Below are 15616 nucleotides of genomic sequence, written 5' to 3' on the forward strand. Positions count from 1 at the left end.
AATGAAGAAACTAATCACAACCTTAACCAATATTTGGAAAATCGATGATTTACGTACGCGTATTCTAAATACCTTACTTTTTCTTTTGATTTACCGTATTGGATGTCACGTGGTATTACCAGGTGTAAATCCTCATGCTTTGGCTTCTGGTCAAAAAGAGGGTTTATTGGGCTTACTGGATATGTTTGCGGGGGGATCTTTCTCTCGTTCGGCTATCTTTGCTTTAGGGGTAATGCCATATATTTCGGCATCCATTGTTGTTCAATTGCTGGGCATCGCGGTTCCTTACTTCCAAAAGATGCAGAAGGAAGGGGAAAGTGGTCGTCAAAAAATGAATCAAATTACTCGCTATTTAACTTTAGGGATTACTTTGCTTCAGGCTTTTGCTTATGTACGTACTCAAATCGAGCCAAGTGCTAAGACAATAGCTGACCCATTATTCACTATTCTAACTGCTATAGTTTTGACAGGCGGTACTTTATTTGTGATGTGGTTAGGGGAAAAAATTACTGATAAAGGTATCGGTAATGGTATTTCTTTGATCATCATGACTGGTATTATCGCTCAATTGCCAAGTGGTATCACTGCGGAATGGGTTTCTAGAATGGCGAAAGGTGGTGGTGGTCCAATTCCATTGTTGCTTGAATTTGTAGCTTTGTTCTTTGTTGTGATCTTTACGATCTTGATCGTACAAGGTGTTCGTAAGATCCCTGTACAATACGCGAAGAAAATCGTTGGAAACAAGCAAGTCGGTGGAGTACGGCAGTATATACCTTTAAAGGTAAATGCTGCAGGTGTAATGCCTATCATTTTTGCGCAGGCAATCATGTTTGTGCCAATGAGTTTAGGACAGTTCTTCCCAAATCTTCAATCGGAATTTTTGACTTCGTTGAGTAACTATACTTCTGTAGCATATAACGTGACATTTGCGGTGTTAATTATCGCATTTACGTTTTTCTATACAGCGATTATGGTGAACCCACAACAGATGTCGGACGACATGAAGAAGAACGGAGGTTTTGTACCGGGTATTAAACCGGGATTGGAAACTAGTAATTTTATAGACCGCGTAATATCAAATATTACATTTCCAGGTGCAATTTTCTTAGCGATCATTGCTATTCTACCTGCTATTGCAAGTTTGTTTGGTATTAATAATCAATTTGCGCACTTCTACGGTGGTACGTCATTATTGATTTTAGTAGGTGTGGTGTTGGATACTTTGCAACAGATCGAATCTCATTTATTGATGCGTCATTACGATGGATTAATGAAAACAGGTCGTATTAAAGGTCGTTCGGCCGCGTCTGTTGAGGGAATGGATCATTCGGCAATTTAATTTCTTTAGATGTCTAAAGTATTTTATAAGTCAGCAGAAGATATAGAGCAATTGCGGAAGTCAGCAGATGTGCTTTCGCAATTGCTTGGTGAAATCGCAAAAGTGATTAAACCTGGGGTAAAGACTATATCTCTTGATAAATTAGCTTATGAGTATATTCATGATAACGGCGGGACGCCTGCGTTCTTAAATTATCAGGGATTTCCATATTCTTTGTGTATATCTGTCAACGATCAAATTGTACACGGCTTTCCAAGTGATTATGAAATTAAAGATGGAGATCTTGTTTCGGTCGATGGTGGTGTCAATCTGAACGGCTTTATCAGTGATTCAGCATATACCTTTGGTGTAGGTGAAATATCTGAGGAGGCACAGTTGTTATTGGATGTAACAAAGGAATCATTGTACAAAGGTGTTGAACAGGCGGTGGCTGGTAAACGTGTTGGGGATATCTCTTCAGCTGTTCAGGAGTATGTGAGCAAATTCGGATTCGGAATTGTTCGCGAGCTGGTTGGACACGGAGTTGGTTATCACTTACATGAAAAACCTGAGGTTCCTAATTATGGAAAACGAGGTGCTGGTCCTAAATTGGAAGAAGGTTTGGTTATTTGTATCGAGCCGATGATCAATGCGGGGCGTGCAGGTGTTCGTTTTTGGGATGATGGTTGGACAGTAAGTACAGTGGATGGGAAATTATCGGCGCACTTCGAACAGATGGTTGCAATCCGAAAAGGAGAACCAGATGTGTTGCTGACATTCGAACATGTAGAGAAAGTTTTGAACAAAAAGTAGTTGGTTTTCAATTATTTTTATTTATCTTTGCACTCCTGTTCGCAGGCTTTTAAATTAAATTTAATCGAGAATATATGGCTAAACAAGCCTCAATAGAACAAGACGGTATAATTAGAGAGGCACTTTCTAATGCTATGTTTAGGGTAGAGTTGGAAAATGGACATGAAATCATTGCCCATATTTCTGGTAAAATGCGCATGCACTATATCAAAATTTTACCTGGTGATAAAGTTAAATTGGAAATGTCTCCGTATGATTTGACTAAAGGAAGGATTACTTATCGCTATAAATAGCCGTAAGCCCTTGTATTAGCGCAAGCTTTTGAAAAAATAAATATCATGAAAGTAAGAGCATCAATAAAAAAAACGTAGCGCGGACTGTAAGATCATCCGTCGTAAAGGTAAAGTTTTTGTAATCAACAAAAAGAACCCAAAGTTTAAACAACGTCAGGGTTAATTCATTAAAAAAATAATAGCTTAATATTATATGGCAAGGATAGCAGGTATTGATTTACCTAAAAACAAAAGAGGTGTGATCGGCCTTACCTATATTTTTGGTATCGGTCGTACAAGAGCTGAATATATCTTGGAAAAAGCTGGTATCAGCGAAGATGTGAAGGTACAAGAGTGGAATGATGAGCAATTGGCAGCAATTCGTACCATCATTAACGACGAATTGAAAGTTGAAGGTGCATTGCGTTCTGAAATTCAATTAAACATCAAACGTTTAATGGATATCGGTTGTTACCGTGGATTGCGTCACCGTAAACACTTACCAGTTCGTGGTCAACGTACTAAAAACAACTCACGTACTCGTAAAGGTAAACGTAAGACAGTTGCAAACAAGAAAAAAGCTACTAAATAATAAATAAGAAATGGCTAAAACTAAAAAAGCTGCAAAAAAGCGTATCGTTGTTATCGAACCTGTAGGTCAGGCTCACATTAACGCAACGTTTAACAATATCATTGTAACTTTGACAAATAATCAAGGTCAAACTATTTCTTGGTCTAGTGCTGGTAAAATGGGTTTCCGTGGTTCTAAAAAGAACACTCCATACGCTGCTGGTCAAGCTGCACAAGACTGTGGAAAAGTTGCTCACGACTTGGGTTTACGTAAAGTTGAAGTGTTTGTTAAAGGACCTGGTGCTGGTCGTGAATCGGCAATCAGAACATTACAAACAGTAGGAATTGATGTGACTACTATCAAAGATATCACTCCACTTCCTCACAACGGTTGTCGTCCTCCAAAACGCAGAAGAGTTTAATTAATTTAAAGATAAGATTCATCGGCTATAGGCTGATAGATACTTTAATTGTAAAAGAAAATGGCTAGATATACAGGACCTAAGTCCAAAATTGCCCGTAAATTTAGAGAGCCGATCTTCGGCCCAGATAAAGCGTTAGAAAAGAAAAATTACCCTCCTGGACAACATGGAGCTTCTAAACGCAGAGGTAAACAATCTGAATATGCTATTCAGTTGTTAGAAAAACAAAAAGCAAAATACACTTACGGTGTATTGGAGCGTCAGTTCTCAAACTTATTTGTTAAAGCTGCCTCTAAACAAGGTATTACAGGTGAGATCTTCTTGAAATTGTTAGAAGCTCGCTTGGATAACGTAGTTTACCGTTTAGGTATCGCTACTTCTCGCGCCGCTGCTCGTCAGTTGGTATCCCATAAACACGTTACTGTTAACGGCGAAGTTGTTAACATTCCATCATATAGCTTGCGTCCAGGTGACGTTGTAGCAGTTCGTGAACGTTCTCAAACACTTGAAGCCATCACAAATTCAGTTGCAGGTCGTACTGTAAACAAATTTTCTTGGTTAGAGTGGAATGCGAAAGAATTGACAGGTACTTTCTTAAGCTATCCAGAAAGAGCTGACATTCCTGAAAACATCAAAGAGAACTTAATCGTTGAGTTATACTCTAAATAATAAATAAAATAGAAGAATGCATAGTCCAATTTTTGGGGTATGCATCTTCTATTGTATTACAATTATTATTACAAATAAAACATTAAAAGAAAATAAATGGCAATTTTAGCATTTCAAAGACCGGATAAAGTTATCATGCAAAAATCTACGGATTTTGATGGTACGTTTGAATTTCGTCCATTGGAGCCTGGTTTTGGTGTAACCATTGGTAATGCTTTGCGCCGTATTCTATTGTCCTCTTTAGAAGGATATGCAATTACGTCGATAAGGTTTTCTGGCGTTTCGCACGAATTTTCAACGATCAAAGGTGTTGTTGAAGACGTAACTGAAATTATCTTGAACTTGAAACAAATTCGTTTCAAAAAAACAGGTGAGATTGGTGACAACGAAAAGGTATTTGTAGTAATCAATGGTCAAGAGCAGTTCTTAGCTGGTGATATCACAAAATTCTCTAATAACTTTACGGTCTTAAACCCAGACATGGTAATCTGTAACATGGATAATTCAGTGACAATTGAATTGGAATTGAGTATTGCCAAAGGTCGTGGATACGTAAATGCTGATGAGAATAAAGTTGTTGATGCTCCAGTAGGTGTTATCGCAATCGATTCGATCTTTACTCCGATCAAGAATGTTAAATATACCATTGAGAATTACCGTGTAGAGCAAAAAACTGACTACGAGAAATTGTTGTTGGATATCTCTACTGATGGCTCAATTCACCCCGAAGAAGCTTTGAAAGAAGCTGCTAAGATCTTAATTCAACACTTTATTTTATTCTCTGATGAGAATATGCTTCTTGAGTCTCAAACGAAAGAAGAAACTAAAGTTGTTGACGAAGAAATCTTACATATGCGTAAGATCTTGAAAACAGAATTAGTAGATCTTGATCTTTCAGTTCGTGCATTGAACTGTTTGAAAGCTGCGGATATTCGCACATTGGCTGAGTTGGTAACTTATGACGTAGCTGATATGTTGAAATTCAGAAACTTCGGTAAAAAATCGTTAAGCGAAATCCAAGAGTTGGTTAAATCGAAAGGTTTATCATTCGGAATGAACTTGGCAAAATACAAATTAGACGAAGAATAATAATTTATTAAGCGACCACTAGTCGTAATTCCTTTTGGCTGTCTGGATATGTGATGTTCACATAAATGACATATACAAAAACGGTACGATTAGTATAATAAAATCAAAATGAGACACGGAAAAAAAGTAAATCACTTAGGCCGTACGGATAGCCATAGAAAAGCAATGTTGGCTAACATGGCAACATCATTAATCCTACACAAACGTATTACAACTACTTTGGCTAAAGCTAAAGCATTACGTACGTATGTTGAGCCTTTGATTACTAAATCTAAAAACGACACAACACACTCTCGTCGTACAGTATTCGCTTATTTGAAAGATAAAGACGCTGTTTCTATCTTATTCCGCGAAATTTCTGAAAAAGTAGCTAACCGTCCAGGTGGTTACACTCGTATCATCAAAATGGAAAACCGTTTAGGTGATAACGCGGAAATGGCTTTCATCGAACTAGTTGATTACAACGAAATCTACGGTAAAAAAGCTGCTGCTGCTGAGAAAAAAGCTACTCGTCGTCGTGGTGGTGCTAAAAAAGCTACTACTACTGCTGAAACTGAAGCTCCTGCAGAAGTTAAAGCTGAAGTAGAAGGTGAAGAAAAAGTAGACGGAGAATAGTCTTCTTCTGATCTAGCATAAAAAAGTCCTCTTTTTAAGGGGACTTTTTTTATTTTATGACCATTCCTACCGTTATAACTAATATATTTGTAATGCTAAAATCTGATAGTTTTTTCTATTACTAGCTATTTCGTTTATCAATCTATAATTCATTAAGATGAAACCATTTGATGTTTATCCCATTAATCCCATTAACATAGTAAAGGCTAATGGATCAACGGTGTGGGATGCCGAAGGAAATGCTTACTTGGACTTGTATGGTGGCCATGCTGTGATATCGATCGGACACACGCACCCACATTATGTACAACGCATCACAGAACAATTGAACCGTATTGGGTTCTATTCCAACTCTGTCGAGATTCCAATTCAGCGTGAACTTGCCCGATTGTTAGGGGAAGTTTCGGGAAAGGTTGATTATGATTTATTTCTTTGCAATTCCGGCGCGGAAGCAAATGAAAATGCATTGAAGCTGGCTTCTTTTTACAATAAGCGTAAGAAAGTCATAGCGTTTTCAAAAGCTTTTCATGGAAGGACTTCATTGGCCGTAGCGGCAACAGATAACCCGAGTATCGTGGCTCCCGTCAACGAGACCGATAATATTGTATTTCTTCCTTTCAATGATGAGGATGCACTAAAGGAAGCATTTTCAGCTTATGGTGAGGAAATATCTTCTGTTATTATCGAAAGTATTCAAGGTGTTGGTGGAATTAGGGAAGCATCCGTTGCCTTTCTTCAATTGATCCGCTCACTTTGTGATCAATATAATGCCGTGTTTATTGCAGATGAAGTACAATGTGGGTATGGAAGGACAGGTTCCTTCTATGCACAGGATTATTCTGGAGTAGATGCGGATATTTACACGATGGCGAAAGGAATGGGGAATGGTTTTCCTATTGGTGCAATCAGTATATCGTCCAAATTTAAAGCGACTTACGGGAGTTTGGGAACGACATTTGGTGGCAATCATCTCGCATGTGCTGCCGCACTGGCTGTATTGGAGGTTATCCAACAAGACAAACTGATGGAGAATGCGGCTCAAGTCGGACAATATCTTATTGATGAGCTTAAGCAAATTGAGGAAATTGTAGAGGTGAGAGGCCGAGGATTAATGATCGGTATAGAACTACCTGAATCTTTGGCCCATGTGAAGAAAGATCTCTTGTTAAAGAACCGTATCTTTACAGGGGAGGCTAAGCCTTTTGTGATTCGCTTGTTGCCTGCTTTGAATATTACGAAAGATCATGCTGATCAGTTTTTATCGGCATTGAAAGCACATATCAAAGCAGTAACGGTTGCATAGAACCTTAAAGCTGTCGATCAAATTATCCAATAGCCACACATTGGCTCATGTAAATTTGATTGCGCTGTAGTAGTTAGAATATATACTGAGTGTGACGGGCCTATTGATTGCTCGTTGAAAATGCACTCGAATAAATAAATATAGATGAAAAAGTTTTTCTCTGTTAAGGATGTGTCTAGTGTAGCGGACGTTGTTCAAGAAGCGTTAGCTTTGAAAGCGGCACCATATGACAATCAGGACCTTGGTCAACATAAAACGTTGGGACTTGTATTTTTGAATCCGAGTTTGCGTACGCGTCTGAGCACACAAAAAGCGGCAATGAATTTGGGCATGAATGTGATGGTCATGAATATGGATAAAGATGGTTGGGCGCTTGAAACACAGGATGGTGTTGTGATGAACGGGACAACTGTTGAACATATTCGCGAGGCCGCTGCTGTTATGGGCGAGTATTGTGATATTTTGGGACTTCGTTCCTTTCCAAAATTGAAAGATCGTGAAGAGGATTATAGTGAAGACCTGTTCAACAAATTCATTAAGTACTGTGGTGTTCCTGTTGTTTCCTTAGAGAGTGCAACACGCCATCCACTGCAGAGTTTGACAGATATGATTACCATCACTGAGTACAAGAAGACTGAAAAGCCGAAAGTGGTATTGGCTTGGGCTCCGCATGTTAAGGCATTACCTCAAGCGGTACCTAATTCTTTCGCAGAATGGATGTGCAAAGCACAAGAAGAGGGATTGGTCGATTTTACGATAGCTCAACCTATGGGCTATGAGTTAAGTGAAGAATTTACCGCTGGAGCAACCATATCTAATAATCTTGAAGAAAGTTTAAAGAATGCTGATTTTGTCTATGTGAAAAACTGGTCTTCTTATCAAGAATATGGCGAGGTATATGGTGTTGATGAAGATTGGATGATGGATAACAAGAAGCTCAATTTGACGAATGATGCCAAAGTAATGCATTGTTTGCCAGTAAGAAGAGATCTTGAATTGTCTTCTGAGATTTTAGATGGACCAAATTCACTCGTGATTAAAGAGGCTAGCAACCGTGTATGGGCTGCTCAGGTTGTTTTGAAACGTATGTTAGAGGATTTGGCATAGTCCAATCCTATAGATTATTGAAAAACTATTTTTATTGGGAAAAGTTGCGTAATGGCTAATAGTGTATTAAATATAATTAAAATTGGCGGGAATATTATTGATGATGAACGCCAATTGGATTCTTTTTTGGAAAAGTTCTCTGCATTGTCAGGGAAAAAGATTCTTGTACATGGCGGTGGTAAAATAGCGACTCGCCTGGCTAGTGAACTTGGAATTGAAGCCCAAATGATAGAAGGGCGTCGTGTGACAAATGAGGAAATGTTACGCATTGTAACAATGGTATACGCTGGATTGACAAACAAGACAATCGTTGCTAAGTTGCAAAATTTGAAATGCGATGCCGTCGGATTAACCGGAGCTGATGGGGATGTCATAAAAGCTATAAAGCGTCCTGTAAAAGATATCGATTATGGCTTTGTAGGTGATTTGTTGCATGACTCTGTAAATACCCTGGCCATCAAGAAGTTTTTGGAAGCAGGGTTTGTTCCTGTGTTTTCAGCTATTACACACAATGGCCTTGGACAATTGCTCAATACCAACGCGGATACTATAGCTTCTTCATTGGCGGTGTCTTTGGCTTCATTATATGAAACTTCTCTGGTTTATTGTTTTGAGAAGAACGGCGTTTTACGCGATGTAACAGATGAGAATTCAGTAATCCCAACGATTAAGTCAGAAGAGTTTGAACATCTTAAGGAATCCGGCGTGGTGAATGACGGGATGATTCCTAAGTTGCAAAATGCATTCAATGCTATAAATAAAGGTGTTCAAGAGGTCTATATTGGAAATGCTAATAATTTGCATTTGTTTCAACAAGGACAATTTGGCACTTGCTTGACATTAAAATAAAAATCTAACCTAAACCCAACGATCGCTATGAAAAAGGTCACCATTATCGGAAGCGGTAATATCGGTCTTTCTTTGGCAAAAGGACTTGTAAAAAGTGAATTTGCCAATGCTGCCGATATTACATTGACGAGGAGAAATTTGAATGCACTGGCCGAAGAAGCGAGCCAGGGCTTCTCAGTAAGTAATGATAATAGGCTCGCTGTAAAGGGGGCTGATATTGTTGTTTTCGCAATACTACCTCAACAACTAAAAAAGGTATTGGTGGAAGTCGCTCCAGTCATTGACAAGACAAATCAGATTTTTGTCTCTATTGTGTCAGGAGTCTCTTGTGCTGATTTGAAAGCAGAGTTGGGTGCAGATGCCACAGTTATACGGGCAATGCCCAACACAGCAATAGCAATAGCTCAATCAATGACTTGTATCGCCAGCGACAATGCTTCGGACGATAGTTTGAAGGAGGTTGAGAAGATGTTTGAAACTGTTGGTTCAGTGGTTGTCATTAATGAAGACCTGATGACATCGGCAACGGCATTGTGTGCCTGCGGTATTGCGTTCTTCCTGCGTGCTATTCGCGCGGCTTCACAAGGTGGAGTTGAAATCGGATTTCATGCGCATGACGCATTAAAAATGGCAGTTCAAACTGCAAAAGGCGCTGCTGATTTGCTATTGCATACCAATGCTCATCCAGAAGGAGAGATTGATAAGGTTACGTCACCAAAGGGATGTACAATAGCGGGATTGAACGAAATGGAACATAACGGTTTTAGTTCTGCTTTTATAAAGGGAATTAAACTGTCTGCGGATAAAGCAGGAGGACTATACCATGAAGGATAAACAGCGCCTATTTGAAGATGCGCTGTCCCTTTTAAAACAATTAATTGGACTGTCGTCTTTAAGTAAAGAGGAAGAGTTCACGGCAGATTTAATTGATCGCTTCTTTCAGGAGCGTGATATAAAAACACATCGGAAAGGCAATAATGTCTGGGTATATAACGCCCATTATGATATCACTAAACCTACGATATTGCTTAATTCGCATCACGATACAGTTAAACCAAATACGGGTTATACGAGAGATCCTTTGGCAGCAACTGTAGAGGAAGGTAAATTGTTCGGATTGGGAAGCAATGATGCTGGGGGCTGTTTGGTATCATTGATAGCTACATTTTTGTATTTTTACCAGCAGACGGAGTTGAAGTATAACTTCTGTCTGGTCGCCAGTGCTGAAGAAGAGATCTCAGGTAAGAACGGTGTAGAATCTGTTTTGGATGATATCGGTCCAATTGATTTTGCAATTGTGGGTGAACCTACCTTATTGGATTTGGCAATTGCAGAAAAGGGGCTGATGGTGTTGGATTGTACCGCTTTAGGAACTGCTGGACATGCCGCACGTAATGAGGGCGATAATGCTATCTATAAAGCGATCAAGGATATTGAATGGTTTCAAAATTATACATTTGAAAGGACTTCTTCAACTTTAGGCCCAATTAAGATGTCGGTAACCGTGATTCAGGCGGGATCACAGCACAATGTGGTACCGGCTACTTGTAACTTTGTTGTCGATGTCAGAACCACAGATGCTTATTCGAATGAAGAGACGTTGGATATTATCAAGTCTCATGTAAAATCAGAGGTCACAGCGAGATCGACGCGCCTGAAGTCTTCTTCTATTCCTGAAACGCATCCAATCGTCAAAGCAGGCATTCTACTGGGACGTAAAGTATATGGTTCACCGACGATGAGCGATCAGGCTCTTATTCCTGTCCCTTCTCTGAAGCTGGGACCTGGCAATAGCGCGCGGTCGCATATGGCAGATGAGTTTATCTATATCGATGAAATTAGAGCAGGGATCGATCTCTATATCGCAAAATGTTAGAAAAGAATTAGTATAAAAAAAGCTTCATTTATTATGAGTTTTTATACTAGACTAAGCTGATTTGACGTTTGATACTCTCCTCAAGAGAGATGATCGTCTCGGTACGTTGAATCCCTGGTACGGATTGAATATCTTCATTCAATACTTTTCTCAGGTGAACTGTATCTCTACAGATAATTTTTGCAAAAATACTGTATTGGCCAGTACAATAGTGTAATTCGACCACTTCTTTGATTTCTTTCAATTTATCTACCGCATCTGCATATTGTGAACCTTTTTCAAGATAGATACCCAAAAAGGCCGTGATATCAAATCCGACTTTTTGAGGATTGATAATTAGATTTGACCCTCTAATGATACCTAGTTCTTCCATCTTCTTCATTCTAACGTGAATTGTACCACCTGATACAATTAGCTTTTTTGCTATTTCTGTATAAGGAATAGAGGCATCGTTCATTAGAATAGACAAGATTTGGATATCCAAATTGTCTAGATCATAGTTTGCATATTGATTTTCCATTAACAATGGTTTTTGTGTTCATTAATTGGTCGTTGCATCAAGATCTGACCAATAGCTAAAATAATTAAATTTATTTCAAAATTACTAAGAATTTTCGGTTTATAGATGTAAATTTAATAAAAAATACTTATTCATATTGATAATGTTATATGTTTTTGATTGAAAGTGATTATAATTGTTTCATGATGATCTTATTATAGGTTAAGTGATTGTTTTCATGTTTAATATCAAGATTATGATAAATTAATTTAGTATTGCCTTTTTTAGAAGTAGGAAAAACAGTTGGCATATTGAAAATCTAATCAGTTCGAATTTAGCATATGATGGGGCAAAATGTAGCAGACTGTGTGATGTTTGAGTAAACGAAAAATAAAATACGGAATAGAGATGGAAGAAGTTCAAGATGTAAAGATTTCGAAAAAGAAACCAATTTTTGAAGTAGGGGAAGGACTTCATAAATACCTTAAGCTGTATCAGCGAGACGAAAAGTTGCCGATAGGATATAAAGATCTACTGAATTTTACGGAGACAGTACCTGTCATGGATAAATTTGGCAACGATACTTTTTGGGAGACTCCACTGTATCCGCAATATCTTATCGATCAATTGTATGACGGATTGAAGGTGATTTATGCTAAACTGAAAGCATCAGGTAATACGCGAATCGTCCAGCATAAGTATATTGATCGTGTAGAGTACTGTGGCTTTGGCAATACTAAACCATTTCGTATTCGTATCGTAAACCGTTTAAATGATGTGTACGATTATTTTTACATCAAGCAAGCCGATGCGTCGCGAATATATGGATTGGAGTTAGAAGAAATATTGTCGCCAAATCAGGTGAATTATATGGTAGACCATGATACTTTGGTTGAAGAACATATTGTTGGAATCCCCGGGGACACTTTTTCGAAAACACGTATGTTCTCGCCTGATTATAATCTGACCCGGATTTCCAAAGAATTTGTCAAGTTTAATGAACGATGTATTATTACCTTGTTGGGGGATATGAGGGCCTACAATTTTGTGATGCAGATTACACCAGATTTTGATGATTTCCAGTTTCGAATTCGGGCAATAGATTTTGACCAGCAGTTTTATGAAGGAAATCCGAAAGTATATATGCCTCAATTTTTTAAGGAGAATCTTCCCTATGTCAAATTAGCGATGGAACATCTAAATGAAAAAACTGTGCTGCAATACCAGCAGGAGGAGCGTTCTTCCATTGTGCATAGAGTCCGGAGTGAAAGACATCGGATCGCTGATCTGAGGGATGCTTCGCAAACGCAGGTCCTTTCTACGCAGGAGAATATCAAACAGTTACGTGAGGGCTACGCTGAATTTTATCAAAATAACTCTTACCTCAAGTGTAAGACGATGACGGATATTGTTGAGTTGAATGTGAAGAATGTGATTCGTCAGGTACAAATGTAATTACTTGATCCGATCTTTGTTGTCTTTGATAAAGGCGGACCATCCAGTGTACGACTTGCTGCTGCCTGATGCTGCATTTTTCTGAAAGGAGTGGCAGACAGCGATTGCCAATCCGTCGGTGGCATCTAAAAATTGTGGTGTTTCCTCAAATTTTAATAGATTTTTTAGCATAGCGGAAACCTGCTCCTTTGTAGCATTTCCATTTCCTGTAACGGATTGTTTTATCTTTCTTGGAGAATATTCAAAGATTGGGATATCTTGCGCCAGCGCCGCCGCCATGGCAACACCTTGCGCTCGCCCTAATTTGAGCATGACCTGTATGTTTTTTCCATAAAATGGTGATTCAAGAGCTACGCAGTCGGGATTGTATTCCTGCATTAGAGCAGAAGTTTTTTTGAATATACGTTGTAGTTTTAGGGCATGGTCATCTAAATGTCCCATTTTGATGACCCCCATTGAGACCAAGGATATGTTATTGCCGACTTCTTTGATGATACCATACCCAAGTATTACTGTTCCGGGGTCTATACCTAAAATTATTCTTTCTTTCGCCTTTTCCTTCTGCATATACAATAATACAAATTTTGCGTTTTATTCGCGGATTGCGTTCGACAAAACTTAATCATTTGGCTAAAATTTAGTAACATTGCTCTCTAATTATCAAAAGTTGACTGGAAGACAAAAAAAATACATCAGTCTTTTATTGAAGATACTGGTTTTCGCCCTAGCAACCTGGTATATCGTTGTGAAGGTATCCGATAGAAGCAATATTGAGAAGTTCAAAACCCTAATTGCCGGTTTGGAGCAGCATTCGGTTGTTTGGACCCTTATTTTAATTGTGGTTTTAATGCTTGTCAACTGGTTGCTTGAAGTTGTGAAATGGCGGTATCTTGCATCTAAACTGGAGCATATTTCATTTTGGAAGGCTTTCCAATCCGTTTTCTGCGGGCTTACCTGGGCTATTTTTACACCCAATAGGATTGGCGAATATGGCGGGCGGGTACTTTTTCTACAGCCCCAACATCGAGCAAAAGGAGCCGTAGCGATGGGCGTTGGATTATTTGCGCAATTGGTGCTCACAAGCGTTGCGGGGTCACTAAGTATCGCTTGGTTTATCTGTAAATTTCTTTCTACTCCTTTAACAGTACAATTTGGGGTATGGCTACTTGCTATTATCTATGCTGGAGGATTTGTCATCTTATATTTCAATGTAAAATGGATCGATTTATTGGTCGGGAAAATTAAGTTTTTGACGCGAATTAAGCCCTTCTTTGAAGTATTAGAGCATTATTCAATGCGTGAGCTCAGTATTGTTCTTTTAAATTCTTTGGCGCGATTTGTTATTTTTACTTCGCAGTATATCATCTTGATGAAGCTAACTTTGCCTGAGTTACCACTTTTATCCATGATTCTGATGATTTTTATCCTGTTTTTTGTTCAGGCAGCTCTGCCTACATTGGATATTTTTGATTTCAGTGTGAGAAGTTTTGTTGCTAGCAATCTATATAGCTATATTACCACACAAGAGATTGCTGTAATGGCTATTGTTTCCTGTATTTGGTTCGTTAATTTGATTCTTCCAGCTATATTTGGTTCTATTTTTGTTTTTAAGATTAATTTTTTCGGTGATACAAATTCTTAACTATTTATTGATCATTTTTGCCTGCGTATATGCAATTCTAGTTTTATGGATGCGCAGAGGCTGGTCCTTGATTTCAGAACCTAACCGTTCTATTAGGCCAACAATGACCGTATCTGTGATTATTGCTGCGCGGAATGAGGAGTTAAATATTAGACGCACCATTGAATCCATACTCGGGCAGAATTATCCTAATGAGCTCCTGGAGCTCATTATTATCGATGACCATTCAGACGACAACACGTCTTTGATTGTGAAAGAATATGAAGAGAAAGGTGTCAAGCTGATTCAATTGAATGAAAATGGCCGTTTGAATTCGTACAAGAAGTTGGCAATTTCAAGAGCAATAGAATGTTGTCATGGTGAAATTATTATTACCACTGATGCAGATTGCCGCATGGGATCGAACTGGTTAGCAACGGTTATCAGCACATTTGAGAAAGAAGGTGCTTATTTACAATCTTCTCCAGTGGTGTATTCAGAAGAAAAGAGTTTTTTTGAACGACTGCAGACCCTGGAATTTTTGTATTTGATAGGTCTGGGCGCTGCAGGTATTGGTAACAAAAAACCAACGACCTGTAATGGTGCTAATTTGGCCTATCGAAAGGATATTTTTAAACAAATGGGCGGATTTAAAGGGATCGACGAGCTTGCATCCGGTGATGATGAACTTTTTTTACATAAGGTGGCAGAACAATATCCCGAGCGAATAACGTTTTGTAAATCAAAAGATGCTGTTGTTTATACGGATGCCAAACCGGATTTGAAGTCATTCATTAGTCAGCGTAGACGCTGGGCTTCAAAAAGTACCAAATATAAAAATAAAGGTGTCATCGCATTAGGGATTTCCATTTGGTTCTTTAATTTATTGATTTTGTTAGCTTCGGTTCTTGCTCTTTTCGGTGTGAAATTCGTTGCTTGGGTTGTGCTTTTTGCATTGCTATTAAAGATGGTCGTCGAATTTATTTTTATTGAACCTTTGACAAGGTTTGCAAGCAGAAAGGAACTCTTATGGTATCTTCCTTTATTGAGCTTGGCTCATATCCTTTATCTGGCTTATATAGGCATATTGGGTAATGTAGGGAAGTACGACTGGAAAGGAAGGCAGGTCAAGTAGCTT

The 15616-nt window shown here is 38.6% G+C and carries 18 protein-coding genes and 1 pseudogene; 17 read left to right on the forward strand and 2 right to left on the reverse strand.

Features of this window, described 5'->3' with window-relative positions; genetic code table 11:
* Position 1 precedes the first annotated feature (1 nt).
* From secY to BV902_RS04125, 14 genes and pseudogenes are all read left to right on the forward strand, one after another.
* Positions 2-1339 (forward strand): preprotein translocase subunit SecY, encoded by a 1338-nt coding sequence (gene secY / locus BV902_RS04060; RefSeq protein ID WP_046674882.1) that lies wholly within the window; start codon positions 2-4, stop codon positions 1337-1339.
* A 9-nt stretch (positions 1340-1348) separates the two neighbouring features.
* The gene (map, locus tag BV902_RS04065; RefSeq protein WP_046674883.1) at positions 1349-2131 is read left to right on the forward strand and encodes a type I methionyl aminopeptidase; all 783 of its coding nucleotides are present in this window, start codon (positions 1349-1351) and stop codon (positions 2129-2131) included.
* Between the two features lie 74 nt (positions 2132-2205).
* Positions 2206-2424, forward strand: coding sequence for a translation initiation factor IF-1 (infA, locus tag BV902_RS04070; protein ID WP_002997456.1), 219 nt, complete (start codon positions 2206-2208; stop codon positions 2422-2424).
* 45 nt (positions 2425-2469) lie between these two features.
* Positions 2470-2587: pseudogene (gene ykgO, locus BV902_RS04075) on the forward strand (type B 50S ribosomal protein L36).
* 30 nt (positions 2588-2617) lie between these two features.
* Entirely contained in the window at positions 2618-2995 is a 378-nt protein-coding gene (rpsM, locus tag BV902_RS04080; RefSeq protein ID WP_046674884.1) for a 30S ribosomal protein S13, read from the forward strand.
* 10 nt (positions 2996-3005) lie between these two features.
* The gene (gene rpsK / locus BV902_RS04085; RefSeq protein ID WP_046674885.1) at positions 3006-3395 is read left to right on the forward strand and encodes a 30S ribosomal protein S11; all 390 of its coding nucleotides are present in this window, start codon (positions 3006-3008) and stop codon (positions 3393-3395) included.
* A gap of 60 nt (positions 3396-3455) precedes the next feature.
* Complete coding sequence (rpsD, locus tag BV902_RS04090; protein WP_046674886.1) at positions 3456-4064, forward strand: 30S ribosomal protein S4; 609 nt, start codon at positions 3456-3458, stop codon at positions 4062-4064.
* A 96-nt stretch (positions 4065-4160) separates the two neighbouring features.
* Complete coding sequence (locus BV902_RS04095; protein WP_046674887.1) at positions 4161-5153, forward strand: DNA-directed RNA polymerase subunit alpha; 993 nt, start codon at positions 4161-4163, stop codon at positions 5151-5153.
* Positions 5154-5261: 108 nt separating this feature from the next.
* Positions 5262-5768 carry a 50S ribosomal protein L17 gene (gene rplQ / locus BV902_RS04100; protein WP_075990877.1) on the forward strand — a complete coding sequence of 169 codons (507 nt, stop codon included), beginning with the start codon at positions 5262-5264 and terminating at the stop codon, positions 5766-5768.
* Positions 5769-5925: 157 nt separating this feature from the next.
* Positions 5926-7071 carry an aspartate aminotransferase family protein gene (locus BV902_RS04105; RefSeq protein ID WP_075990878.1) on the forward strand — a complete coding sequence of 382 codons (1146 nt, stop codon included), beginning with the start codon at positions 5926-5928 and terminating at the stop codon, positions 7069-7071.
* A 144-nt stretch (positions 7072-7215) separates the two neighbouring features.
* The gene (locus BV902_RS04110) at positions 7216-8178 is read left to right on the forward strand and encodes an acetylornithine carbamoyltransferase (RefSeq protein ID WP_075990879.1); all 963 of its coding nucleotides are present in this window, start codon (positions 7216-7218) and stop codon (positions 8176-8178) included.
* Between the two features lie 51 nt (positions 8179-8229).
* Complete coding sequence (argB, locus tag BV902_RS04115) at positions 8230-9027, forward strand: acetylglutamate kinase (protein WP_075990880.1); 798 nt, start codon at positions 8230-8232, stop codon at positions 9025-9027.
* A gap of 27 nt (positions 9028-9054) precedes the next feature.
* A complete protein-coding gene (gene proC / locus BV902_RS04120; protein WP_075990881.1) occupies positions 9055-9861 on the forward strand; it encodes a pyrroline-5-carboxylate reductase in 807 nt (268 codons plus the stop codon).
* Positions 9851-10903, forward strand: a complete 1053-nt coding sequence (locus tag BV902_RS04125; RefSeq protein ID WP_075990882.1) for a M20 family metallo-hydrolase — start codon at positions 9851-9853, stop codon at positions 10901-10903. Before proC ends, BV902_RS04125 begins: the two co-directional genes overlap by 11 nt.
* A 46-nt stretch (positions 10904-10949) precedes the next feature.
* Here the strand turns inward: BV902_RS04125 and BV902_RS04130 are convergent, their stop codons facing one another.
* Positions 10950-11423, reverse strand: a complete 474-nt coding sequence (locus tag BV902_RS04130; protein ID WP_046674894.1) for an Lrp/AsnC ligand binding domain-containing protein — start codon at positions 11421-11423, stop codon at positions 10950-10952.
* A gap of 387 nt (positions 11424-11810) precedes the next feature.
* On the opposite strand from BV902_RS04130, the gene BV902_RS04135 reads away from it, so the two are divergent.
* Positions 11811-12857 (forward strand): hypothetical protein, encoded by a 1047-nt coding sequence (locus tag BV902_RS04135; protein WP_046674895.1) that lies wholly within the window; start codon positions 11811-11813, stop codon positions 12855-12857.
* On the opposite strand, the gene ruvC is transcribed toward BV902_RS04135, so the two are convergent.
* A complete protein-coding gene (gene ruvC / locus BV902_RS04140; RefSeq protein ID WP_075990883.1) occupies positions 12858-13424 on the reverse strand; it encodes a crossover junction endodeoxyribonuclease RuvC in 567 nt (188 codons plus the stop codon). It abuts the gene before it with no gap.
* A gap of 100 nt (positions 13425-13524) precedes the next feature.
* Between ruvC and BV902_RS04145 the strand changes: the two genes are divergently transcribed.
* Both BV902_RS04145 and BV902_RS04150 read left to right on the forward strand, forming a co-directional pair.
* Positions 13525-14499: a lysylphosphatidylglycerol synthase domain-containing protein gene (locus BV902_RS04145; protein ID WP_075994618.1), complete on the forward strand. Its 975-nt coding sequence runs from the start codon at positions 13525-13527 to the stop codon at positions 14497-14499.
* Entirely contained in the window at positions 14483-15613 is a 1131-nt protein-coding gene (locus BV902_RS04150) for a glycosyltransferase (protein WP_075990884.1), read from the forward strand. The genes BV902_RS04145 and BV902_RS04150 overlap by 17 nt, the downstream gene beginning before the upstream one ends.
* Positions 15614-15616: the final 3 nt, after the last annotated feature.

It is taken from the genome of Sphingobacterium sp. B29, assembly GCF_001952815.1.
Lineage (GTDB): Bacteria > Bacteroidota > Bacteroidia > Sphingobacteriales > Sphingobacteriaceae > Sphingobacterium > Sphingobacterium siyangense.